The organism is Legionella steigerwaltii, from assembly GCF_001468065.1.
In the GTDB taxonomy this organism is placed as follows: Bacteria; Pseudomonadota; Gammaproteobacteria; order Legionellales; family Legionellaceae; genus Legionella; species Legionella steigerwaltii.
Genome location: NZ_LNYZ01000013.1, coordinates 190,293 through 215,833 on the forward strand (window position 1 = coordinate 190,293; position 25,541 = coordinate 215,833).

A 25,541-nucleotide genomic window follows, 5' to 3' on the forward strand; every position below is an offset into this window, starting at 1 on the left:
TCCGCTTCGCTGCACCCAGGCTACAAGAGCTAGAAACTCACTGCCCCAAGTTTTAGTAAAGCTTGGGTTAGAGGAAATAATGGTAAGCCTAAAATAGTATCTTCATTTCCCTGAACTTCTTTAAATAACCATTTACCTTGGTTTTCATATTGGTAACTACCACAACTTTGATAAGGTTTTTCACTTTGCAAATAGGCTTCTAGAGTTGCTTCGCTTAAATGATGCAGCGTTAAGTAAGCTGTTTCATGATGTTGCCAAAGCACTTCATTGTTTTTGGCAATGCAAACGCAGGCAATTTGCAGGTGTTCTTTGCCACTTAATAAACGTAACTGTTTTACTGCAGTAGGATGGTTCAAGGGCTTATTCAGTACGACTTGGCCAAACAAACAAAGTTGATCTGCTGCAATAATAAAATGGTCTGGATGGTGCTGACTCACCTCTAAGGCTTTACTTGCAGCAAGCGCATAGCCTAAGTCAAGCGTGTTTTCTGATTTGAAGGACGCTTTAATTGCGTCTTCATCACAATGAGAAGGAACTACGGAAAATTCAATGCCAAGAGATTGGAGCAATTTGAATCTTATGGATGAGTTTGAAGCAAGAATGATGGGTTTTTGTTGTAAAAACTTAGACATATGCAGCGACCAAAGCCATAAGTGAAAAACCTATAATTACAAAGCTAAAATCTTTGAGATTGCAGCAACGTTCGACCATAACGCAGCGTTCTAAGCCGTGAAGCGTTCCCAGATAAAGGAATGTTCCTGCTGAAGCAGCAATTAAAATGGGATCAAATAGAGATTTGGTTTCTACACCATGACCAAAATACCACCCCAAGTAGATACCAAGTGGCGTCATTAAACTGAATAAAATGAAAAAGAGCAGGCTGGTGTTCATACTCATTGAGCTTTTATTCAATTGAACTGCTATGGCAAAACTTTCTGCCCATTTATGTGTAATAATTGCAAGAAAAATCATAATAATCATAGAGTTATAATGAGCAAGTCCTAAGGCGGCACCCAACATTATAGAATGAACAGAGAGCATTCCCCAGGCTAAAATAGCAAAAGCAGGGTGCTTCGTATTATGGTGATAAAGTTCCTTGCCCAAATGTTCAAACCAGAGAAAAATCAGAAATACGGCACCAGTAATAATAAAGGCAAAAGGATAGTTGTACCCCATCTTTTTAAATAAAGAATTTGCATCTGGAAGCATATGCAATAGGCCTGCTCCCAAAAAAACACCCGTAGCCAAGGTTTCGCCGACAGGTAAATCAATATGTTGATCATCTTTAATACGTTTTCTAAAGGGATACCAGCCCGCGAGTAAAATGACAATAAAAATAGAAAACGCAAAAAATATTTTTAAACTGGTAGCTGATACCATTGTTTATCCTGTTATTTATTCTAAATTGTAGCCTGGGTGAAGCGTAGCAGAACCCTGGGGTTGTGGACTTGAATAAAACTTCTCAAACCCGGGTTCGCTGCGCTTCACCCAGGCTACAGTTACCACTATGCTACAAGCCAAACCACATAGTTTAGTTGTGATACATGGTCTCATGCAAGCTAAATAAGCGAACTTCTACAATATCAGATTGTAGTTTTAATGCTAAAATCACTCGGTCGTGCAATTCTTGCCATTTAGTGAATGTTTCATCACAGACTATATCGATCCCTATCGTTCCATCCAGATAATGTAAATTCCAAAATAGAATTTGAGGAAAATCAATATGGACCTCATTTGAAAGCAGTTCGTGTAAAACCTTTCGGCTGGGTAAATGCAAAGAAGGACAAGAACGCTCGTCATCCTCAGGATCAACATGGACAATCACATCATTCACACTTTCTATTTGATCAGTAAGCGCATGGTGTACGTGTTGTGCAATATAATGTCCTTCAGATACCGATATCTTAGGTGAAACTAAAATATGTACATCAATTAATACATTTTCCCCCATAGAGCGACTTCGTAATTGATGAATTTTTTCAACCCCATCCACATTTTGGATTACTTCTTCAATTCGAGTTAATAATTCCGGGCTGACTGCAGTGTCTACCAACTCTTTAACACTATTCCAGGCATAATCCCAACCCATCTTAACAATCATCAAACCAACTATAATCGCAGCGGCAGCGTCAAGATAACTATAACCTACAATGCTGCCAATTAAACCAACTAATACTACAAGAGAAGAGGCTGCGTCCGAACGATGATGCCAAGCGTTGGCAGTAATCAATTTAGAATTAATGCGTTTACCAATATACAATGTATAGTGAAATAAAATTTCATTGCTCATGATGGAAATGCAAATGATTGGAAGTGTTAACCAATCTGGCATGCGATAATTAGAATGCAGCAAGTCATATATTGAATCCCAGGCGATACCAATACCCGCAAAAATAAGTAATAGAGATAACAATAAGGTCGCAGCTGTTTCGATACGTTGATGCCCATAAGGATGACTGGCGTCGGCATCAAGACTTCCGTATTTAGAAGCAAATAATACCATGGCGTCTGTTATGAGATCCGATAGGGAGTGAACCCCATCTGCAACAAGAGCGTGAGAATGAAAAAAGTATCCGCCGATGAGTTTTATGATGCCCAATAGTGCATTTGAAACAGCACCCAAAAGGGTTACTTTTTTTGCTTGCCAGTATCTGTCGTGTTGGGTCATGTTGTTTTTTTAATTAATATGATCTAGGTAAGACGAAGTAAGAATTTGGTTTTTTAGAATCCCAATTTCAGTTGTCTATCGGGTCTATTTAAACATGCTTGAGAATTATTTTATACATTAAATTGAAATATATAGGGCCTGTTTACAATTCGCTAGGTTGAGCCCAAATGACATGATTTTAGAGCATCGAAACGCAGCATACACGAAGTATGTGAGTATTGGAGCGCATAAAATCATGTCATTTGGGCCAAGATAGTAGAATTGTAAACTGGCCCTAATGTATTTTAAGACTAGTGTAAATTTTATAACGGATTCCACAAGATGTTACGCATCTTGTGCACAGGATTATCCACAGATTTTGTGGATAAATATTTTTTGGACATCAAGGGTTAATAAGAGATAAGTCTTTTAGAATAAGAGTTTTGAGAACTATAAAAAAGTCTGAGTTTTATTTACTTGATATGATTAGAAGAGTTATCCACAAGATATGTTTTGAAAGAATAAGAAACGTGCCTGACTATCTTAACAAAGAAAAAAATTAAAAACAGTCTTGACTTGGTATTTTTTTAAAAAATTTTATCTCTTAATAAATAGAATATTAAGATGCTTAAAAAATTTCCTGATTTATGAACTAACTAAGAATTATAAATTAAGAAGTCGTTTAAACCCAAATCTCTGGAACACTTTGGAAAGTTATGAAGCAGATGCAAAACAGACTGATTTTACAAGGTGTTTTACATCATGTGCACAGGATTATCCACAGATTTTGTGGATAAATGATTTTTAGATCATAAAAGAGCAACTAAGAAATAAGTCTTATGGAATAAGGGTTTTTGCGGTCTATAAAGCGGTTTGAGTTTTAATTAATCGATTTGATTAGGAAAGTTATCCACAGGATTTATTTTGAAATAATAAGAAATGTGCCTAACTATCTTAACAAAGAAAAAAATAAAAAACAGTCTTGACTTGGGTATTTGTAAAAAGAAAATTTTAGTGTTGCTCTCTTCATTTTTTAATGATTTAAATTTGGTCAAATATGTGCGAGATGAATAGAAAAATAAAATTGGAAGAAAACCCTACAGTCAAACTTTAGTAACACTTTGGAAAGTTCTGGAGCACGCCTCAATTGAGCTGATTTTATAAGGTGTTTTACATCATGTTCACAGAATTATCCACAGATTTTGTGGATAAATATTTTTTTTACGATAGGGTATTGAATTATTGATAAGCCTTTTGTAATAAGGTTTTTTTGAGATGTTATGTAAGAATTTGATTTGGAATATAAAGCGGATTAAAAGAAGTTATCCACAATGGATGCTTTAAAGAATTAGAAGATCTGACCACCATATTAACAAAGAAAAAAATAAAAAACAGTCTTGACTTGAGTATTTTTAAAAATATTTTTATCCTTGCAAAAATTGCTCAAAATTACCGAACCACCGTTGAGTCAAATCGTAAGCAGTTTGCGGTGAGTCTTCTATAAGTTGTTTTGCAATAGGGGGTAAAAGAGGAAGTAGATCGCGATCCCGCTGAATATCAGCAATTTTAAATTGTCGATAACCGGTTTGCCTAATTCCCAGCACTTCACCTGCTCCTCTTAATTCCATGTCCTTCTCTGCAATAATGAATCCATCATTGGTTGCACGCATAATTTTTAATCGTTCCGTGCCTTGTTGTGAGAGAGGGGATTGATAAAGCAAAATGCAATGAGACTGAGCACTACCTCTTCCTACACGGCCACGTAATTGATGGAGTTGGGATAAACCCAAACGTTCGGCATTTTCAATAATCATCAGACTGGCATTTGGAACATCTACTCCAACTTCAATGACCGTTGTCGCTACGAGCAAATTGATTTCACCGCATTTAAAAGCAGCCATCGTCGCTTCTTTTTCTATGGGTTTCATCCGTCCATGAACAAGTCCTACGCGTGCACTCGGAAGTTGTTCTTGTAATGCACGTGCTGTTTCAGTAGCTGCCATACATTGTAATTTTTCTGATTCTTCAATAAGGGTACAAACCCAATAAATTTGTCGTCCACTCGCTATAGCAACTTCCAATCGTTCAATAACCGCTTCCCGCTTATTCTGGTTCAATACAGCCGTAGCAATGGGTATGCGTCCAGGAGGTAACTCATCGATAATCGAGACATCCAAATGGGCTAAGTGGGTCATCGATAATGTTCTTGGGATAGGAGTGGCGGTCATTAATAATTGATGCGGGATAAGTTGTTCTTGTTGTCCTTTTTGTTGCAAGAGCAATCGTTGCTCAACACCAAATCGATGTTGTTCATCAATAATGACTAAACCTAAACGAGCAAAATTAACGGCCTCTTGAAATAAGGCATGAGTACCAATAATCAACTGACAACTATGATCTGCAAGCGCAGCAAATGCACTGCGCCGTTCACTAAGTTTCATTTTTCCGCTTAGTCTTAATATTTTAATGCCTAAAGGTTCTAGCCAACGGATTAGATTGTTAGTATGTTGCTCGCTCAGTAAATCTGTTGGTGCCATAAAGGCAACTTGTTGTCCATTTGCAATCGCTTGTAATGCTGCAAGAGCAGCAATGATGGTTTTTCCTGCGCCCACATCTCCTTGTACCAAGCGCAACATCGGTTTCGTTTGCATTAAATCTTGGCTGATTTCTTGTGCTACTCTTTGTTGTGCATTCGTGAGCTTAAATGGAAGTGAGTCTAAAAATCGTTGTGTTAAGTTTTGATCAGTAGGTAATGCGACGGCATGGAGTGCATTTCTTGATTTCCTTGCAAATTGCATGCTAAGGCGTTGCGCTAACAATTCATCGAAAACTAATCGTTTCAGTGCAGGATGTTGACCTTGTTCAAGAGATTGTACTGAGATATCTGGAGGGGGATTATGCAATAATTGAATCGCCTCACCCAAAGCCAAAAAATTATAGGCTCGCAATTGCTCGTTACCCATCCATTCCAATTGTTGAAGTTCCTGTTCGCAACTTTTTAATGCGACATTCACCAATTGTCTTAACCGCGTTTGTGTTAAACCTTGTGTACTTGGGTAAATTGGTGTGAGCGTTTCATTGACCTGGCATTCCTCTTCATGATCAAGTAATTGATATTCAGGATGGGTCATGGTCAGAGTATTATTGAATTCGCGTACTTCACCAAAAGCATGAATCATTGTGCTGTTCTTTAGGTTATTGATTTGATTTTTATTAAAATGAAAAAACTGAAGTTTTATTATTCCTGTTTTATCTTCAACATAACAATGCAGCATTGCTCGTTTACCGGGTTTAATTTCTGTTTTACACACGCGTCCAGCAATGACGCTCCAATCATTGGGTCGTAAATCTTGGATGGGTGTGACTCGGGTCCTGTCTTGGTAGCGATACGGCAAGTGGAACAGCAAATCACGCACAGAATGGATGCCGCATTTAGAAAGTTTTGCTGCAAGCGTTGGTCCGATTCCGGTTAGCGATTCACATGGTTTAGATAACACGCTATTACTGATATTGAAGGAATTGATATTTAAGTGTAACTCATAAGCGGGACAGTAACAATTTGCGGTTTTTTAGCAAGACAGCAAATTGTGCCATACGAACCTTTTCATATGGTGCAAAAAAGCGCATAATAACATCATTTTTTGATGGAAAACTGAGTAGCATGAAACATACTGTCGAGCAGCTTTTAAAACACGCTTTAATGTCATTACAAAAATCGGGCGAAATACCCTCAGGTTTAGATATTGAGATTAAGGTTGATCGTACAAAAGACTCCGCTCATGGTGATTATGCCAGTAATTTGGCCTTAGTTTTAGCAAAACCATGTCGTCAGGCACCACGCAAAATAGCAGAACTTTTAGTTCAGGCTATGCCGGTTGATCCTGCCGTGGAAAAAGTAGAAATTGCTGGGGCAGGGTTTATTAATTTTTTTATACGCAACAGTTCTCGTTCACAAATTATTGGTGAAATATTAGATAAAGGTGAGCGTTTTGGACGAAGTACTATTGGCCAAAATCAAAAAGTATTAATTGAGTTTGTTTCTGCTAACCCAACAGGTCCTTTGCATGTAGGGCATGGAAGAGGGGCTGCTTTTGGAGCCACTTTAGGAAATGTTTTAAAGGCTGCGGGTTACGATGTTACTTTAGAATATTATGTGAATGATGCTGGACGGCAAATGAACATTCTTGCTGTCAGTGTGTGGCTGCGCTATCTGGAGCTTGCTGGTGAAGCTGTTGTGATTCCTGCTAATGCGTATAAAGGGGATTATGTTTCCGAAATAGCTCAAGAATTTTTGGCAGAGCACGGTAAAGAATACGTGCATCCATGGACTACTGTAATTGAAGGTTTACCACTTGATGAGCCTCATGGTGGAGACAAAGAGGTTTATATTGATGCTTTGGTTGCTCGTGCAAAACAACTATTGGGTATGGATGTCTTTGCTCTGTTTCATCAACATGCATTAAATACTGTTCTTGATGATATTAAGGATGACCTCGCCGAATTTGGCGTGAAGTACGATAGTTGGTTTTCCGAGCAGTCTCTCTTTGAAGATGGTTCCATTCAAAAAGGTATTCAAGCGCTTAAGGACAGCGGTCATACTTTTGAAAAAGAAGGCGCACTCTGGTTTAGAGCTACTGATTTTGGTGATGAAAAAGATCGCGTGCTGGTGCGTGCTAATGGCCATACTACTTATTTTGCGTCCGATGTGGCTTATCATTGGAATAAATATGATAGGGGTTATGATCGAGTAATTGATATTTTTGGTGCAGATCATCATGGTTACATCACTCGCTTACGTGCGGTGGTAGGTGCTTTGGGACATGATGAAAGTGCGCTTGATGTTTTACTGGTGCAATTTGCTATTTTATATCGTGGTTCTGAGCGCGTACAAATGTCTACACGCAGTGGTTCTTTTGTTACCTTAAGAGAGTTGCGTCATGAGGTAGGTAATGATGCGGCGCGTTTCTTTTACGTGGCCCGTAAGTCAGAACAACATATGGATTTCGATTTAGACTTAGCAAAGTCAGAGTCCAGTGATAATCCGATTTATTATATACAGTATGCTCATGCAAGAATATGCTCGGTGTTAAGACAATTAAAGGAAAGAGGTTTATCTTGGGATAAGGCACTTGGTCTAAAACATATTGATTTGTTAGAGCAATCTCATGAAACTCATCTGATTTCTTTAATTGGTCGTTATCCCGAGATTGTAGAATTAGCAGCTGCCCATTGTGAACCACATCAAGTGGCTTATTATTTACGTGAAGTAGCCAATGGCTTGCATAGTTATTATAATGCTGTTCCACTATTGTGTGAACAAGAGCAATTGCGATGTGCTCGTCTTTGTTTGCTCGAAGCGGTGCGACAGGTATTAAAGAATGGTTTGGACTTATTGGGCGTATCAGCTCCTGAGAGTATGTGATGACAAAAGAATATGGTAATAGGCGTTCTTCACGGTCGCGCGGTAGTACACCGCACCAGTTTCTAGTAATTACTTTTGCTTTTCTATTAGGTTATTTGACCGCTTCTTTTTTTGATTTTGACAAGTTAAGCAGCTGGGTAAATACCCAGGTTTTGGCTCATCATGAAATAAAAAAGGAACCTGCCAAATCGGAAGCACAACAAGCAGCAATTCCACCTAAACCAAAATTTGAATTTTACACGCTACTGACTAATGAAAAAGTTCCTAATTCACAATCAAATGCTAACCCTACAGCTTCAGCTCAACCCACTTCATCAAATACTCCTGCATCTGCAACCTCGGCTACGGCAGTATCTGCAGCAACCCTAAAAACTGCATCAGGTAGTATTTCAAATACGGCACCCTCAACAGCGGCACCAGTGAAACAAAATGTTGCTAAAGCACCACAAACACCACCAAAATCTGATGCTTCTTCAACTGCAAGAGGAAAATTTTTAGTGCAAGTGGCTTCTTTTAAAGCACGTAAAGATGCAGAACAAATGAAAGGCTCATTGATTCTAAAAGGGTTTGGCGCATACATAATTCCGGTAAGCCATCCTGTAAAAGGTAATTGGTTCCGGGTGGTAGTAGGTCCATATTCTAATCGGGTACTTGCGCAACAGGCTCAGGTAACTTTGGCCAAAAATGAACGTCTAAATGGCATGATTACTAGTGGTGGATAGGTTTTTTTGTGTAGCCTGGGTGAAGGCGAAGCCGTAACCCGGGATTCGGATAAAGAATCATGCTCTCAGAACCTGGGTTCCGCTGCGCTTCACCCAGGCTACAATTGATGTTGTGATCGTTGGCTATGAAGGGTTCCCCAAGACGTTTTTCAACGTCGCACAACAACCTGAATGTTTTCTGCATTTTTGATTGCGCGAGGTTTGCTAATCCCCACTGTAATTTGAGACACTTTAAATTGTTTTTTAATTAAATCTGCAACTTCATTGGCAACGGTTTCAATGAGTTGAAATGATTTTGATTCTACATAAAGGGTGACACTTTTACATAGCGCTTCATAGTCTATGGTCTTGGTCAAATCTTCCTGACAGTCACTGAAATTAGTATCAATACTGATATCAATTAATAATTGTTGATTAATGCATTGCTCCCATGCATAAACACCAATTTTGGTATTTACATTAAGGGCTTTGATATTTAAGGTATCCAATGATGTTCCTAGTCCAAAAGTGATTTACCTGTGATTTTATCTAAATAATTATCATTGTGTATAGAGTGTTAAAACCAGATGCATTTGCAGTATTCTAGTCTGGGTAAAGCGCAGCGGAACCCGGGATTTTTACATATAAACCCGGGTTCCGCTGCGCTTCACCCAAGCTACAATCATTTACACCTCTAGTTTATTAGACTCAGAATTCTCTTCTTGACCTTCAGTATTCTGTTTTGCAATACAGTGCACTGCTTTATCGTATCCCAGTAGCGGTAATGAAAGTGCCAGCATTAATGATAAGCCAAGAACCGTCTTACTTAATAAAATAGGTGCAGCCACGCTACCCGCTATTGCTCTAAGTGAGGTATGAACGTTTTCATTTACTGCTACACGCCATAAATAAGTAGCCATAACGGGTACTAAAGTCAGATCCAACAAGCCAAAAGCAGGTAAGCCTGTATATTCATCATCAAATTGTTTTCCTGTAATTGCATGATAAGCGCTTTCAAAACGTACGGTTAAGCTGGAAGAGGGAGAAAATAATAATCGTAAATGGCGATATCGATTGTCACTTATAAATTGTCCTATACTTTTGACGCGAAATGCTTCTATATCTTTTTTATTTAAAACCTGCGCTTGGATCTGCTTCTCATCGGCGCTCAAATAAATTCTAGGAATGAATTGTTCATCGTGTTCGGATTTAGTCCCTGGAAATTGATACTCAATCGCGCTGGCAATTAATCGCCCCATGATCCCAGAGCCTTGTTCATTGGGTTCAATCTGAAAAGCATGTTTTCCACCTAAAGGATTTAATGAAGAGGTTGTATCAACAAAAACTATCTCTTTTTCTTGAGTCGCTGCATAGGCTAGGATATCCCTATAAAGCTCATTCATGGTTTCTTCAACTACAGCAAAAGGAGCGCGTCCTTTTCCTTCAGCCCGTGCTAAGTGCGAAAATCCGGTATAAATAAAATAAGGAGTTAATTGTGTAATCGAAGGATAATATTGCGACAAGAGAACAATACGACTAAGTTGAGGATTCTTGTCAATTAATTCATCGATAATTTTTTTGTAATCTTTTAGTATATTTGCTTTTACTTGTTCAAACGCTAAGTGAATGGCTGGTTTTGCATCTTCTGGAGTAATTCTTAAAAGAAGTTGGGGATAATTCATTTCCTCCATTAAAGTATCCGCTAGAGCTTCTCTATAATTATTCCCCCCTACGCTTAACACGACAACATCTGGTTTCCATGCCGTAACTGCCTTGAGCTGATGTACAGAATTAGAGCGTATATGGTCTTCATCGGTTAGAACTTTACCCAACGAACAATAAGACAATAAATCATCGGTAGTCGCGCCATCAACAGCAAAATTACCTATAAAGTAAGATCCTGGTGTATGAGCTAGCGCTTCTGCGGTTTGATGAGTTACTGTATTTGATTTCTCTCCATAAGATTTGCTTCCATCTACCCAGCGTCCGTTATCTACCGTAGAATCGCCCGTAAAAGCAACTTTTATTGGGGGTGTTTCAGAATTCCCAAGCACTTGTTTTAATCTGCCTGTGTTCTTAGGGTATCCTGCTCCAATCGATTGTGACAAATTTTTAACTAATCCCATAATCAACTCTAATTGATAATAAAATGGTACAGATTATGTTTCCAAGTCCGTTCCGAGTCAATTCAACTACAATTCTTGCATTACTTAGAGTGTAAATATGTTAGCATTAAAGCATTTTGATTATGTTGGGATAATATGATGTATGATTTGAATCAATCTTTGTTCCTACGCGCTTTAAGACGACAACCTGTGGAACGAACCCCAGTATGGATGATGCGTCAAGCTGGGCGTTATCTTCCAGAATATCGCAAGACTAGAGAACAGGCAGGTGATTTTTTAAGCCTTTGCAAGAATCCCGAGCTTGCTTGTGAGGTGACATTACAGCCTTTGCGCCGTTATGCACTGGATGCAGCCATTTTATTTTCTGATATTTTGACAATTCCTGATGCGATGGGGCTTGGTTTATATTTTGCCGAAGGTGAAGGACCTTGTTTTCGACATCCGGTACAAGATATCCAAACAATTGCCAACTTGCAAATTCCGGAACCAGACTCTTTGGCTTATGTAATGAACGCTGTACGCTTAATCCGCCAAGAAATGCCCAAAGAGCTTCCTCTAATCGGTTTTGCAGGCAGTCCATGGACTTTAGCGTGTTATATGGTTGAAGGGAGAAGTACGAGAGAATTTAAACGTATTTTACATTTAATCTACACTGAAAGTGAGGCTGCACATGTTTTGCTGAATAAGTTAGCAACATCAGTTGCAAATTATCTGATGGAGCAAATCAAAGCGGGTGTTAATTCAGTCATGCTTTTTGATACATGGGGTGGAATTTTAACCCCAGAGAATTATCAAAATTTTTCTCTCCAGTATATGCAAAACATCGTACACCAAATAAAAGTCAATTATCCTGAAATCCCTGTTATTTTATTTACTAAAGGGGGCGGACAATGGCTAGAAAAAATGCTTATTTCGGGGTGTGATGCATTAGGAATCGATTGGACCTGTGATATAGGAGAGGCACGAAGAAGAGTCGGTGATAAGGTTGCATTACAAGGAAATCTTGACCCCTCAGTATTATTAACCTCAAGACAATGTATCCAAGAGCAAGTGAAAAAGGTATTGGCATCCTTTGGATCCGGCTCAGGACATGTGTTCAACCTCGGTCACGGTGTTACTCCTGACGTCCCGCCTGAGCATGTCGCGGCGATGATTGAGGCAGTTCATGAATTTAGCCCCTATTATCATCAAAATTAATATCAGTTGTAGCCTGAGTTTCGCTTTGCTCAGGCTGCGGTGTGAGTGACATGCATCATTTTATATCTATTGAAACAGCAAGATTAATGCTCAGAAAACCGAATCAATTGGATTTTTTATCCCTTGCAAACTTATGGAAAAATGAGACTGTACGAAAGCACCTTGGTGGAGTCGTTAATGATAATATTATTAATGAACGAATTAATTCCATACAGAATCATTGGCATAGTACGGGATTTGGTCTATGTACTGTTCTTAGAAAAAATACGACACAAATAATTGGCATTTGTGGGCTTCATCATTCAGATGAAGGAATAGAAATTTCATATATGTTTTTTCCGAAGTGGTGGGGACAAGGATTTGCTTATGAAGCGATAACTGCAAGTCTGAATTATGGCTTTGTACATTTAAATATTGGGAAAATAATTGCTATTACTCAAGAAGCTAATTCTAGATCGTGCTATTTATTAGAGAAAGTAGGCATGAGATGTGTAGATACCTTTATACGTTACGATGCGCAACAATGCTTATATGAACTATTAAACAATCAAGACACAAGCAAAGTATTAAAATCAGTAATGGTTAATAATGGATAACAATAGTTCGGTCACGCGAGCAACTTTCGTACTGTACCCGCAAAAAACTATGCTCTCAAGACGCCCGCATTTCAGATACTCTTCTTCAAATTCATTTTATATAGTGGAAACACTTGATTATATTCAGGGCAGCTGCCTTTTGCTGAAATAAAATGATACTATGGCGCCAACTATATAACAACATGAACAAAAAGCGAGGGGCTTGTAATGAAAAATGCTGCTGGGATGATAGTCGAATATTTAGAGAGCGTATTGGATGCCCTGAAAAACGCACCAGTAGGTGGTAAAGATGTAGGTGAATTGTTAAATAAAGTAAATGGAAGGTTATTTTTTACACCGTCGCTGGGAAATGTTCAGATAAAAGAACCTAAAGAGCTATTAGAAATACTATGTGTGGACGAAGTACTCGAATCCTTTGGCGAACACTTCGATCAATGGAAGCCTCGGGTAAATGAAACGAACCTAAGTCATACCAAAGCAACATTTTACAAACATTTTTTTGAGCCTATTGAAGAGAGTGAAGCATGGCGTAGCTTCTGGGAACAGCAAGTTCAATTAATAGTAAAGAGGGTTAAGTCCGAAAATGACGGGGCCGCAGAAGAAGAGATAAGCAAAGAAATCCAAAAGGTACATGATCAAATCGCCAGTACCATTATTTATAGAATACAACAAAGTTGGCTAAGCAAACAAGGCAATAAAGTTACTGATGATTTCGCACGTGCATCCACTGAATCTGAGCGTGCAGAACAATTAGTAAGAAGAAACCTCTTGACTGCTAAAATAGCTGTGTTTGCTACGATAATTAATAATTCCTGGAATACTCTCGAACATTTTTTAGGCTCAGAGCATAATCCAGAACGTGGAACGATCTATTTTGATTTTAATGATGAGATGAGAACTCTGGAAAGGAGCTTAGAAACTCAAAGCACCCAAATGGGACAAATGAAAGAGTCAAAAAAGAAAGAAGAGGCCATAGGTAATTTAGCAGCTAACATTAATAGTGCAAGACAAGGAAAAGGCTACCGAAATCTTGGTGAAGAGCAGAATGAAAAAAAACTACAAAATGTGCTGCGGGTTTTTGTTACTAAATTAATGGATGATACTTCACCGCAGGGTAAATTGGTAATTGAAGGTATAGCAAGAGGAATATTAGAGGATATTAAAAATAATCTGACACAACGCATTAATATTGTTAATTTCCCAGAATATTTAAGTACGATAAAATTGTTAAGTACTATAGAAAATAAAGTTATCAAGAAAAAGTGTAAAGACTTATTGATTTTATGCGATACCAAAAAGGACAGCATAAAATTATATGATCAATCTGAGAAGAGCGAACTACTGCTTGATAATAATACAAGCCGAGAGCGAACTGAAACCATTTCAGAACCATCAGCATACAGCCCACCCCCATCCCCGCGTCTAACCCATCGGCCTACGATGCAGCAAATGCCAATCAAAGAAAAAACACCTAACCTATTGGAACGATTCTTCAGAAGAAAAACAGCAGATCAGAGTAGGCCTGTTCTTAAAAAAAATAATTCCTTTATGCTCCCAGAAGAGATAAAAGATAGTGAGACAAGGAAGCTAAGAAGAGCTACAACATCTTTTTTTAAGCCTCATGATGAGGCAGAAAGTCAAACTACTACCAAAACATCCAGCTTAAGCACAGGATGGGATTAAGGACAAAATACTAAGCTTGCTTCAAAGCTCATATAGGCTCCTTTTGGAGCCTTTGCCTCAACAAGGTCGGGCCCGACGAAGTATTTATAGTCTTTGTCTTTTGCTGTGTCGCTTTTTTTAACGCTATAATGATGCAACTTCATTACAAAAAATTCAAAAGAAGAGATCATTATGTCAAAGATAAATTTCGCCAGCGATAATTATGCTGGTATTCATCCAGAAATTTTGCAAGCCATTCATGATGCGAACCAAGGCCCTGCGGTTGCTTATGGAAATGATGAGTTCACAGCAAAAGCGATACTAAAATTTCGTGAACAATTGGGTGATGATATTGAGGTTTTCTTTGTGTTTAATGGCACAGCAGCAAATGTATTATCGTTATCTGCGATGAATCGTAGTTTCCATGCGGTGATTTGTCCTGAGACAGCTCATATTCAAGTTGATGAATGTGGTGCGCCAGAAAAATTTTCGGGTTCAAAATTATTATTGATGCCTACGAAAAATGGCAAATTGTCGGTTGCTGAATTAGAAAAATATTTGCATCGCGTAGGTGATCAACACCACGTTCAGCCAGGTGTGATTTCGATTAGTCAAAGTACAGAGTGTGGCACAGTGTATTCAGTTGATGAAATTAAAGCGATTGCCGATTTTGCGCACCAACATCATTTATATTTACATATGGATGGTGCTCGAATTGCTAATGCAGCCGTGAGCTTGCAAAAAGAGTTACGCACTTTTACTAAAGAAATTGGCGTTGATGTTTTATCATTTGGCGGGACGAAAAATGGCTTGATGTTAGGTGAAGCAGTGGTGTTTTTTAATAAAAAACTAGCCGATGATTTTTTATATATCCGAAAACAAGGGATGCAACTTGCTTCAAAGATGCGTTTTATATCGGCACAATTTCATGCCTTATTTTCTAATGATTTATGGAAACGCAATGCCACACATGCAAACAAGATGGCCGCTTATTTTGCAAATAAATTAAAGACAATATCCTCCGTCACATTAACGCAAACAGTGCAGGCAAATGCTATTTTTGCCATCATGCCAGGCGAGTTAATTAATAAATTGCAGCAGCATTTTTCTTTTTATTATTGGAATGAATCTCTATCCGAAGTGCGATTAATGACTTCTTTTGATACTAAAGAAAGTGAAATTGATCAATTTATTGCTATGATTAAGTAAATCGAGAGGGAAACCCTCGACTGAGATAATTAAAAGTAGAAAAATTATTTCTAGACACTCCGGGACGCACTGCCATTAAGTTTTTGAGCAACGCCCCGGCTTTTGGTAGTCTCCTTCTAAGGACAAAGAGCAGGATTAGGTGGCGTACCATTTTTAAATGCATCAGCTAAATTAGCGACCGCATTAGATGAGAGCGTTGTAAATCCACCAAAGTCAGGCCACAGTTCAATTGATCTGGCATGATAAGTTGTCCCATTAACAATAGCACTGCACCAATTTAATGGTGACATGGGGGATGCTGTTTGAAAATCAACAAACGTTGTTTTGGGGTTTATGGAATAAAGATTTTGTATTTCTGCATAGACAAAAGAATCTGCGGAAGGCAAAGGTGAATTTAAGGCATGATTACTTAATATACACTTGAAGGATGCCTGGCATTGCTGCATCACCTGAATCGTAAAAGCAGGATCTTGTTGGATTTTGCCACCATCTGTTTCATGAAACAAGCTAAATGTATAATCCACCATAGTGTTAGTCCACGCAATGTAATCATCAATTGCACCACTCAAACATGCTTCTTGTTGTGCGTCTGTATATCCAAAACTTTGAAGGTTGCTAATTGTGGGTGAGTCTAGCCAGGAAACAAAAGGTTCATCCGTTTCTGAAGCACAAGAAGTAATAGCAACTTCGCTAATGAGCGGATTAGAATTATAGCGTGCAGCCAACAATGATTGTAAATTTCTCCAAGCAGAAATGTATTCAGTGGTCCAGAATAAACCAATGGTTCCCTGCTGGTGCTTTCCATTATTCGTAGCATCAATAGAAATAGGGCCGCCATTTATCGCTTTTGCCCAAAGAGGTGCAGTAAATCCACCCCAAACCCTAAGTTTTGCGGTAAGTAGAGTTTTTGGATGAGCTTGATTATAAGATTGGATTGCTTCCAAGGCTTGATCAATTGCATTATTTTCCACTAAAGACCCTGGTCCATTGGGTTGTAGTTGCTCCCATGTTACATTAATCACCATTGCAGTAAACGAAGCGCCATAAGGCTCTATTATTGAGGGATCATTTACAGGTAAAATATGGGGATTATTATAAAAGGAAATATCTCCCATATTAATCAAACCATTAATCGGAGATTTTATTTTGATTAAAGTAATCGATAAACTATCCTCCTTGCCCGGCTGATAACATTGATTGAGGTTTGGTGTCCCATCGGGATTGGCCTGACAGAGGCTAGGACCACCTGATAAACCATTTGTGGATAATGCGCTGCCTTCGACAGTTAAGGTGAGCGAGCACGTGTCATTTCCTTTGCCCTTCGGTCCAACCAAACACGGTTCTGCTTGATTAATACCGGTTATGGACTTGATGACTAATTGGTGCGCTTTTTTTGAGTTATTAGTTATCTTGTATTTTACAGTAGCAGTTCCTATTGAACTTACCTTCAATTGAGGGGGGAAACCTGTATCAGGGCTAAAACTCCATAACGGGATGTCAGCATGAGTCGCAGCAATCAAACAAAAAGTAGTTAAACCTAAACCTATTTGACTCATTAAACGAGCTAATTTCATATTCATGTCCTTATATAACGAGCGATTTTTAGAATCGGTATCCAGCTTATTTAATTAAGATGATAACTTTATCAATATCAATCCTGAAATAATTAGTAGTGCAGCAGTAAATCTTACTGCATTTGCTGCTTCTCCCATAAAAAAAACACCTAATAAAAAAGCTCCTACAGCGCCTATTCCTGTCCAGATAATATATGCTGTTCCTAAAGGAATGCTTTTCATTGAGATAGATAAAAGTGTAAAACTAGCGGCCATGGCGAGGATTGTAAGAGTTGAGGGAATGATTTTTGTGAAGCCTATAGATTGTTTCATAAAGTAAGCCCATACAATCTCTAGGATTCCGGCAAAAAACAAAAATAACCAGTCCATACAAGTCTCCAATGTAATGGTCTGGTCGTCCAGAATTGAAACCTTGATGGATGAGGTCGTCCTCATTTATACATTATACAAAAATTAAAATATAATCTCTATTTAAGCAAACGCCGATTTCTTACCGCATGGCCATTATTCGAGGCGCAACGGTATCTGGTTCAGCGATTGCATAAAAAAGTGTGCCTCGATAGAGGTCCATTAAAGGTCATTAAGCCTTAGCGAAACCCGGTTCATCTTGCATTATTGGGAATTGCTCATCTGTTTTCTTCGATTCAGCTGCTATATTTTGTGCTGATAATACATTATGTGCTTTAAAAAAGGCATAGGTACTTGCAATGCCTACAGCAGCACATCCCGCTATGACAACTCCTGCAATGCCACCAGTTAGAACTGTAGCGGCAACAACAAGTGCAAAAACTGATGCTGCAAAAAAAAGTGTTGCGAGAGCCATGCTTGTATATAAAAATAAGCGTGTGTATTGTTCTGCTACTTCAGGGTGAGTCTTCGCTTCAATATGAAATTTAGCATTAGACATGATCCGCCCCGGAAGGGTTATAGGACATGGGATAAAACTGGGCCAAACAATACCAAAAGCAAGGTGGTTCCAACTCACATTGGATAAACTAGGTTTAGGAATGCCTGCAAATTCTGTCAAAAACCACTGTGCTGCTACGGCACAGTTTTGAGTTAAAATACCGGCATCTTTCCATGTTCTATGCCAATACTCTTTCCATCTCTTAACAATGTCATCAGGATTTGCCTCAATATCAAAGCTATAGACCGAGCTAGCTTCTTCTATGTTTTGTTTGGGATAAGAGCTCCATTTTTCCTTTGGTCCCTCCCATCGATTAACACCATAATAAGTATGAGGATCAGTGGATGTATTTTCGAGCACGATTTCAATATGAGAGAAAATTCCATGAAAATTTAAAACGTGTACTTTTATGTTAGCCATGTCAAATTGTTTAAATATTAATTGATGCGGAATTATATTACACAACTGAATTATTAAGCAATCATTAAGTAATATATTTGATCATTATGTTTCTTAAGTAGATGATTCGATTTATATAATTTCTTGCATATTGAATGAGACCTAGTGCCAAATTCATGAGTCATTTGGGTTGATTGAACGATGTAGCCAAGGATAATGGGGTGGGGAGAGCCAACGGCGGTGGAGTAAAAACCAAATTCTGATCCGAATTTTTTTGCCCCACTCTATGTTCAACGGAACAGTTTATGTGATAATGGTTTGCAATCAAATGACTTTTAATGCTTGAGCAGTCCTGAAAAGAAATCCCCTTTCCCACAAGAGGGAGAGGGGAAATTTCACTACTTATAACCAAAGAAACGGATGTCACTCATTATGACGCACTCAAAAAAAACAGCTGATGAAATTCTTATCGATTTAGCGCTACAAGGGGGTGGTGCTCATGGTGCTTTTACATGGGGCGTATTGGACCGTCTTTTAGAAGAAAAAAAGCTACGAATTGACGGTATTTCGGGTACATCTGCAGGTGCTATGAATGCTGTAGTTTTGGCTGATGGATACATCAAAGGTGGTTCTCAAGGGGCTCGCAATTCGCTCGAATTGTTCTGGAAGAGTGTTTCTGATGCAGCACGCTTTAGTCCCTTACAACGCAGTCCACTTGATATTATGCTTGGACAATGGTCGCTTGATCATTCTCCTTTTTTCATTACCATGGACGTTTTGTCTCGATTGTTTTCCCCATACGATCTTGACCCATTTGGGGTTAATCCTCTCCACAATATTTTAGCGGAACTCATTGATTTCAAACGATTGCCACAAAGTTCAATTAAATTATTCGTTACTGCGACCAACGTGAGTACTGGCAGAGGAAGAGTATTTCGTAATAACGAAATTACTCCTGAGGTACTTCTTGCATCGGCATGCCTACCCATTATTTTCAAGGCAGTTGAGATCGATGGAGAACACTATTGGGACGGTGGGTATTCAGGAAATCCCACAATTACACCGCTTGTTCGAGAATGTAAATCGCAAGATACGATTTTAGTGCAAATTAATCCAGTAACAAGACCAGGTTTTCCTCGGTCTGCACGAGATATCCTCAACCGCCTGAATGAAGTTTCATTCAATGCTGTGTTACTTAAGGAACTTCGCATGATTGCTTTATTACGGCAATTAGTACATCCAGGTGATTCCGAAGGCGCAAAATGGGCAGGCATGAGAATACACCGAGTTAGCAGCGACATGATGATCGAGCTTGGTTACTCCTCCAAGCTCAATGCAGAATGGGACTTTTTGCTCATGCTACGCGATGAAGGACGAAGAGCTGCTGAAGCCTTTCTGACGGAGCATACGCATGACCTCGGCCAACGTTCATCACTTGATCTTGATGTATTGCTTGAGGGAGTTTAATTCATGGGAATCCTTGGGATTTTACTTGGATTATTATTACTGATTGTTTTGGCGTTTCACAGTTGGAGTATTCACCTGCTGCGGCATTAGTCGCCGCGCTTTTTGCAGGTGAGCCCTTGCTTGCCAACGTGACACAAACATTCAACTTTCCATCGCTTTTGATTCGCTCAGCAGTACTTATTTAATCTTGGCAGAAAACTACGGGATTGATCCTGCTTTATTGCAATAGTTACATGTCAAGGAAATGCTCATTAAGGGTAGAACAATTTTCTATGAGAAATAAAAATAATACTAGTGGAAATAAATGATGAATTTAAAAGAAGTTTTTTGAGTGAGGATGATAAATGAGGTATTGCTCTATGTTTTGTAAGCAAAAAACATTGCTTACTCATGGTTGTTTTAATTTTTTGATCAATATGGTATATTATTGATCAATATTGTCCTGCCATCAAACAGCTTATGCAAAGTAAATATCCAGCATTTTTTCCAAGTAACACGATAAAATCGTTTTCAGGTGTACAGTTTTCAAATGTTGTAAAAACTTCCTCTGCAATCGAATCATTATATCGAGGCGATGATCATCTTCCCGCAGTAATTTTTCTCATGCCGACCCTACTTACAGGGGTTTTTTGTCAGAGCTTCCCTGAAGTAATTGATATGGAGCAAATAAGATTGCACAAATTAACAAACTTATCTAATGATTTTCATATGGTGAGTATGTCAGAAGATTCTCAAGTTGCATTAAATTGGGGAAGTGGAAGCTTTATTACCATCGACCCTATTTTATTTTCTAATTATATTGTCGATGTTCATGCAACTTATCATAAAAATCAGCTCAATTTCCCCGCTCGAATGGAACGAGAAAAAGAGCACATAGCGTTAGTTGTACCCTTTTGCAGTATAAAAAAAATAACGATTCACAATAAAGAATTCGTTAACCCCTTTTATCTCAAAATATCTGCCGATAATCAGGAAGCAATAATAGCGTTTGATACGCTTTATGGCCAATTAGTTTCACTTTTAAGAAAAAAATACACTCAGGAAGTAGATGAGAAAGAAGAGAAAACTGCCTTACGTGCTTATACTGAAGCCTATTTAAAATTTTATACTCAATTCAGTGGTAGTGATAATCCTTTTAATAAAAGCCTTTCAGAACTATTTGAGCACTACCCGGAATTTGTAGAGAATTTTTTACAAGCGAATCGTATAACATCAAAAGTAGATTTGCTCAACGAGCTTATTCTGAGTTCATCTGAGAACTTATTTGAAGAACATCTTTATACGAAAGCGATTGATACCTCTTATATCTACAGAACTAAGGTGAGCACCACTTGTGAGGAAGATGACTGGGCTAAACCAATTTATAATTAGTAACAAGAACGATATAATTTGTAGGAACGAAACTTTCCACGATTCATCTAGAGTTATTCGTTCCTAAATTGTCGACTCAATTGAATGGCCATTTCTATTGATTGCTCATAGTTTAGTCGAGGATCAACCAGGCTATGATACGCTTTTTTTAAATCATCTGCTGATAAACCGCGAGCACCACCAATACACTCAGTGACGTTATCACCTGTTAGCTCAAAATGAACGCCGCCTAGATAACTGCCCATATTGCGATGAATTTCCAAAGCTTGTTTCAGCTCTAAAAGGATGTTATCAAAATGACGGGTCTTAATACCATCTAATGTTGTCTCTGTATTGCCATGCATGGGATCACAAGACCAGGTCACTGGAATTCCTGTTTTTCTCACCGTTTCGATAAGCGGGGGCAGTAACTTATCGATGTGTTTTGCTCCTAGACGCGTGAATAACAGAAGACGTCCTTCTTCACGCTTAGGATTGGCTCTGTGTAATACTTCTTCCAACCACTCTGTAGTAGCTCCTGGTCCAACTTTAATACCAATAGGATTTTCTACACCCCTTAAAAACTCCAAATGAGCGCTGTCAATTTGTGCCGTACGCATACCAATCCAGGGTAGATGAGTAGAGAGGTTATACCATAAGCCGTCTTCCATTTGACGGGTCAATGCTTGCTCATAGTGCAAATGCAATGCTTCGTGAGAGGTATAAAAATCTACTTTGGCCAGATTACTAGATTGTATTCCACCAATAGTATCTAAAAAGTCTAAAGCATCAGCGATTGATTTAACCAACGTTTGGTACTCTTCTTTTTGCTTTGAATGTTCAACAAAACCTAAATCCCACTGTTGGGGATGGTTAAGGCTAGCAAAACCACTGTCGAGCAAACTACGAATGAAATTTAAGGTGATGGCTGAACAGTTGTAGGCTTGCAACAATAATTTAGGGTTAGGTTCGCGTGCTTCTAGAGTAAACTCTGGAGAGTTAACCAGATCACCGCGATAACTAGGTAAAGTAACGCCCTCGATTGTTTCATAATCTGAAGAACGTGGCTTTGCATATTGCCCAGCGATTCGTCCCACACGAATAATGGGTTTTCTCAAACCATGCAACAAAATTAAACTCATTTGTAAGATGATTTTTAATTTATTGCTGATGATTTCTGATCGGCAATCATTAAATGATTCAGCACAGTCACCACCTTGAAGAATAAACGCTTCTCCACGTCCGGCACGTGCAATTTCTTTTTTCAAATTTTTTACTTCGCTACTGGTAACTAGCGGAGGTAAAAGACTCAATTGTTCTACAATTTTATTTAACTGTTCGTCATCAGCGTAAGTTGCAGCTTGTAAATAAGAATATTGGAGCCAAGAGGTAGGCGACCATTTTTGCATAAAAAACCCATGTAACTTTTTTGAGTCTAAGTATGGAATAAATGAACACATACTGCAAGCTAATCGCTTATTATCGTTGTAATTATCATTTTGGTTTACGCATCCATGTGTAAATAAAAAAATTTAAGGACTTGAAATATTATGAGCTGCCCCCATCTCTGGTTTTCACATTGCTAGGCTGTGGAAAGGAGTAATTTTCATGAGTAAACAAGATAAAAAAAATTGGCATCAGTTTAAAGAACAACATCAAAATGAAGAACATCAATCTAAAGAGACAAGTGAGGGACATGAAGAAGTTTTGGACTTACCTGAAGAAATAGCACACCCTGAACCCTCCTTAGATCATCCAAGTTATATTGAATTGAGTGAGAAACTAACTCTTGCAGAGCAGCAAGCTCATGAAAATTGGGAAAAAGCAGTTCGTGCTCAAGCGGAGTTGGATAACGTACGTCGTCGTACCGAGCGCGAGGTAGCTAATGCTCATCGTTATGGCGTTGAAAAATTGATTTCTGATTTGCTACCGGTAATCGACAGTCTAGAGCAGGCTTTACAATTGGCTGTTAAAGCAGAAGATGCATCGATGAAAGAAGGTTTAGAATTAACTTTGAAGCTTTTTATGGATGTATTGAAGAAATTTGAGGTGCAGCAAATTGATCCAACTGGCGCCCCCTTTGATCCACAACTTCACGAAGCCATGTCGATGCAAGATGCGCCTGATGCTGAACCTAATACGGTGCTCGCGGTATTCCAAAAAGGATATAAATTGAGTGATCGAGTGATTAGACCGGCGCGAGTTGTCGTATCAAAAAAATAAAAATGTGAGATTTATGGGTTGAAATTGACAGGTTATGCCCCATATATGAATCATTGCATTAGAAATTACTAAATTTGGAGCAAGAATAGAATGGCTAAAATCATAGGAATCGACTTAGGTACCACCAACTCATGTGTTGCGGTAATGGAAGGTGATAAACCTAAAGTAATTGAAAACAGTGAAGGTCACCGCACTACACCTTCAATTGTTGCTTATACAGATGACGGCGAGGTATTGGTTGGACAATCCGCAAAACGTCAAGCAGTAACCAACCCAGATAATACTTTATTCGCCATTAAGCGATTAATTGGTCGTCGTTTTGATGATGCGGTTGTGCAAAAAGATATCAAAATGGTTCCTTACAAAATCATTAAAGCAGACAATGGTGATGCCTGGGTTCGTGTTAAAAGCCAAGATAAAGCGCCACCACAAATTTCGGCTGAAGTATTACGTAAGATGAAAAAAACTGCAGAAGACTATCTTGGTGAAGAAGTGAAAGAGGCGGTAATTACTGTACCTGCTTATTTCAACGATTCTCAACGTCAGGCAACCAAAGATGCGGGTCGTATTGCAGGTCTTGAAGTAAAACGTATCATTAACGAGCCTACTGCTGCAGCGCTTGCCTACGGAATGGATAAAAAGCGCGGTGATTCAGTTATTGCTGTATATGACCTGGGTGGTGGTACTTTTGATATCTCAATTATTGAAATTGCAGAAGTTGATGGAGAACACCAATTTGAAGTACTCGCAACGAATGGTGATACATTCTTGGGAGGAGAAGACTTCGACTTGGCTTTAATTGATTATCTGGCTTCTGAATTCAAAAAAGATAATGGTATTGATTTACATAATGATCCATTGGCATTACAACGCCTGAAAGATGCAGCTGAAAAAGCGAAAATAGAACTTTCCTCAGCACAACAAACAGATGTTAACCTGCCTTATATTACAGCTGATGCGACAGGACCAAAACATTTAAATATTAAATTGACTCGCGCCAAACTGGAGTCTTTAGTTGAGAAACTGGTTGAGCGTACTGTTGAGCCTTGTAAAATCGCGTTGAAAGATGCTGGATTGACTGTATCACAAATTAATGAAGTCATTTTGGTGGGTGGTCAAACCCGTATGCCTTTGGTACAAAAAACAGTAGAAGAATTTTTTGGTAAAGAACCACGGAAAGACGTTAACCCTGATGAAGCAGTTGCTGTTGGTGCTGCCATTCAAGCTGCAGTTTTATCTGGTGAAGTGAAAGATATTCTGCTCCTTGACGTAACTCCTTTGTCTTTAGGTATCGAAACTATGGGTGGGGTAATGACAAAGCTCATCGAGAAAAATACCACAATCCCAACTAAAGCCAATCAAGTATTCTCTACAGCAGATGATAATCAAACAGCAGTTACTGTGCATGTATTGCAAGGTGAAAGAGAGCAGGCCTCAGCGAATAAATCTTTAGGTCGATTCGATTTGGGTGATATTCCTCCTGCACCACGTGGCGTACCGCAAATTGAAGTAACCTTTGATATTGATGCGAATGGTATTCTTAATGTTTCTGCTAAAGATAAGGCTACAGGTAAGGCACAATCAATTGTGATTAAAGCATCCAGTGGTTTGAGTGATGAAGAAGTGGAAGCAATGGTTAAAGATGCCAAGTCTCATGCCGAAGAAGATAAGAAGTTTAAGGAAATGGCAGAGCTACGCAACCAGGCAGACAGTTTGATCCACAGCTGTGAAAAGTCTATGAAAGATTTAGCAGCCGAGCTTTCTGAAGATGAGAAACAAGGTATAGAAAAAGCCGTTGCTGAATTAAAAGAAGCAATCCAAGGCAACGACAAAGCACAAATTGAAGACAAGTTAAAAGTGCTAAGCGATGTTTCCTCAAAAATGGCCGAACGAGTTTATGCTAAAAAAGCATCTGAAGGTCAAGCAGGACAAGGTCAGGCGCAGCAAGAACAAGCTCAAGCTCAAGAATCGGCTAAAGCGGATGAGGGTGTTGTGGATGCTGAATTCGAGGAAGTTAAAGACGATAAGAAATAATGGGTTATATCGTGACTTAGTTGCCTA

Annotated in this window: 20 protein-coding genes; 10 read left to right on the top strand and 10 right to left on the bottom strand. The window is 38.7% G+C overall.

Annotated elements, in window-relative coordinates; translation table 11 throughout:
• Positions 1–29: 29 nt before the first annotated feature.
• The 4 genes from Lstg_RS08720 to recG form a co-directional block, all read right to left on the bottom strand.
• Positions 30–632 carry a Maf family protein gene (locus Lstg_RS08720; RefSeq protein ID WP_058477280.1) on the bottom strand — a complete coding sequence of 201 codons (603 nt, stop codon included), beginning with the start codon at positions 630–632 and terminating at the stop codon, positions 30–32.
• Positions 625–1,380, bottom strand: a complete 756-nt coding sequence (locus Lstg_RS08725; RefSeq protein ID WP_058477281.1) for a ZIP family metal transporter — start codon at positions 1,378–1,380, stop codon at positions 625–627. Before Lstg_RS08725 ends, Lstg_RS08720 begins: the two co-directional genes overlap by 8 nt.
• Before the next feature lie 151 nt (positions 1,381–1,531).
• Complete coding sequence (locus tag Lstg_RS08730) at positions 1,532–2,668, bottom strand: cation diffusion facilitator family transporter (RefSeq protein WP_058477282.1); 1,137 nt, start codon at positions 2,666–2,668, stop codon at positions 1,532–1,534.
• A gap of 1,403 nt (positions 2,669–4,071) precedes the next feature.
• Complete coding sequence (gene recG, locus Lstg_RS08735) at positions 4,072–6,144, bottom strand: ATP-dependent DNA helicase RecG (protein ID WP_058477283.1); 2,073 nt, start codon at positions 6,142–6,144, stop codon at positions 4,072–4,074.
• Positions 6,145–6,308: 164 nt separating this feature from the next.
• Here recG and argS point away from each other — a divergent pair, with 164 nt between their 5' ends.
• Both argS and Lstg_RS08745 read left to right on the top strand, forming a co-directional pair.
• Positions 6,309–8,069, top strand: a complete 1,761-nt coding sequence (gene argS / locus Lstg_RS08740; protein WP_058477284.1) for an arginine--tRNA ligase — start codon at positions 6,309–6,311, stop codon at positions 8,067–8,069.
• The gene (locus Lstg_RS08745) at positions 8,069–8,791 is read left to right on the top strand and encodes an SPOR domain-containing protein (RefSeq protein WP_058477285.1); all 723 of its coding nucleotides are present in this window, start codon (positions 8,069–8,071) and stop codon (positions 8,789–8,791) included. The genes argS and Lstg_RS08745 overlap by 1 nt, the downstream gene beginning before the upstream one ends.
• 149 nt (positions 8,792–8,940) lie before the next feature.
• On the opposite strand, the gene folB is transcribed toward Lstg_RS08745, so the two are convergent.
• On the bottom strand, positions 8,941–9,279 hold the full coding sequence (gene folB, locus Lstg_RS08750) for a dihydroneopterin aldolase (protein ID WP_058477286.1): 339 nt from the start codon (positions 9,277–9,279) through the stop codon (positions 8,941–8,943).
• Positions 9,280–9,456: 177 nt separating this feature from the next.
• Positions 9,457–10,896, bottom strand: a complete 1,440-nt coding sequence (locus Lstg_RS08755; protein WP_058477287.1) for an SGNH/GDSL hydrolase family protein — start codon at positions 10,894–10,896, stop codon at positions 9,457–9,459.
• Between the two features lie 138 nt (positions 10,897–11,034).
• On the opposite strand from Lstg_RS08755, the gene hemE reads away from it, so the two are divergent.
• The 4 genes from hemE (at position 11,035) to Lstg_RS08775 (ending at position 15,560) form a co-directional block, all read left to right on the top strand.
• Complete coding sequence (gene hemE / locus Lstg_RS08760; protein WP_058477288.1) at positions 11,035–12,093, top strand: uroporphyrinogen decarboxylase; 1,059 nt, start codon at positions 11,035–11,037, stop codon at positions 12,091–12,093.
• A gap of 50 nt (positions 12,094–12,143) precedes the next feature.
• Positions 12,144–12,689 carry a GNAT family N-acetyltransferase gene (locus Lstg_RS08765; RefSeq protein WP_058477289.1) on the top strand — a complete coding sequence of 182 codons (546 nt, stop codon included), beginning with the start codon at positions 12,144–12,146 and terminating at the stop codon, positions 12,687–12,689.
• Positions 12,690–12,896: 207 nt separating this feature from the next.
• Positions 12,897–14,372: a hypothetical protein gene (locus Lstg_RS08770; protein WP_058477290.1), complete on the top strand. Its 1,476-nt coding sequence runs from the start codon at positions 12,897–12,899 to the stop codon at positions 14,370–14,372.
• Between the two features lie 171 nt (positions 14,373–14,543).
• Entirely contained in the window at positions 14,544–15,560 is a 1,017-nt protein-coding gene (locus Lstg_RS08775; RefSeq protein ID WP_058477291.1) for a threonine aldolase family protein, read from the top strand.
• A gap of 116 nt (positions 15,561–15,676) precedes the next feature.
• Here Lstg_RS08775 and Lstg_RS08780 read toward each other — a convergent pair whose 3' ends face one another.
• The 3 genes from Lstg_RS08780 to Lstg_RS08790 form a co-directional block, all read right to left on the bottom strand.
• Positions 15,677–17,134 (bottom strand): hypothetical protein, encoded by a 1,458-nt coding sequence (locus tag Lstg_RS08780; protein WP_058477292.1) that lies wholly within the window; start codon positions 17,132–17,134, stop codon positions 15,677–15,679.
• Positions 17,135–17,188: 54 nt separating this feature from the next.
• The gene (locus tag Lstg_RS08785) at positions 17,189–17,503 is read right to left on the bottom strand and encodes a DMT family transporter (RefSeq protein WP_058477293.1); all 315 of its coding nucleotides are present in this window, start codon (positions 17,501–17,503) and stop codon (positions 17,189–17,191) included.
• A gap of 211 nt (positions 17,504–17,714) precedes the next feature.
• The gene (locus tag Lstg_RS08790) at positions 17,715–18,461 is read right to left on the bottom strand and encodes a hypothetical protein (RefSeq protein WP_058477294.1); all 747 of its coding nucleotides are present in this window, start codon (positions 18,459–18,461) and stop codon (positions 17,715–17,717) included.
• A 411-nt stretch (positions 18,462–18,872) separates the two neighbouring features.
• Between Lstg_RS08790 and Lstg_RS08795 the strand changes: the two genes are divergently transcribed.
• Positions 18,873–19,907 (top strand): patatin-like phospholipase family protein, encoded by a 1,035-nt coding sequence (locus tag Lstg_RS08795; RefSeq protein ID WP_058477677.1) that lies wholly within the window; start codon positions 18,873–18,875, stop codon positions 19,905–19,907.
• A 459-nt stretch (positions 19,908–20,366) separates the two neighbouring features.
• Entirely contained in the window at positions 20,367–21,278 is a 912-nt protein-coding gene (lart1, locus tag Lstg_RS08800; RefSeq protein ID WP_058477295.1) for an NAD(+)--arginine ADP-ribosyltransferase Lart1, read from the top strand.
• Between the two features lie 53 nt (positions 21,279–21,331).
• On the opposite strand, the gene Lstg_RS08805 is transcribed toward lart1, so the two are convergent.
• The gene (locus Lstg_RS08805) at positions 21,332–22,666 is read right to left on the bottom strand and encodes a 3-deoxy-7-phosphoheptulonate synthase class II (RefSeq protein WP_058477296.1); all 1,335 of its coding nucleotides are present in this window, start codon (positions 22,664–22,666) and stop codon (positions 21,332–21,334) included.
• 199 nt (positions 22,667–22,865) lie between these two features.
• Here Lstg_RS08805 and grpE point away from each other — a divergent pair, with 199 nt between their 5' ends.
• Positions 22,866–23,480: a nucleotide exchange factor GrpE gene (gene grpE, locus Lstg_RS08810; protein ID WP_058477297.1), complete on the top strand. Its 615-nt coding sequence runs from the start codon at positions 22,866–22,868 to the stop codon at positions 23,478–23,480.
• A 90-nt stretch (positions 23,481–23,570) separates the two neighbouring features.
• Positions 23,571–25,514 carry a molecular chaperone DnaK gene (gene dnaK, locus Lstg_RS08815; protein WP_058477298.1) on the top strand — a complete coding sequence of 648 codons (1,944 nt, stop codon included), beginning with the start codon at positions 23,571–23,573 and terminating at the stop codon, positions 25,512–25,514.
• Positions 25,515–25,541: the final 27 nt, after the last annotated feature.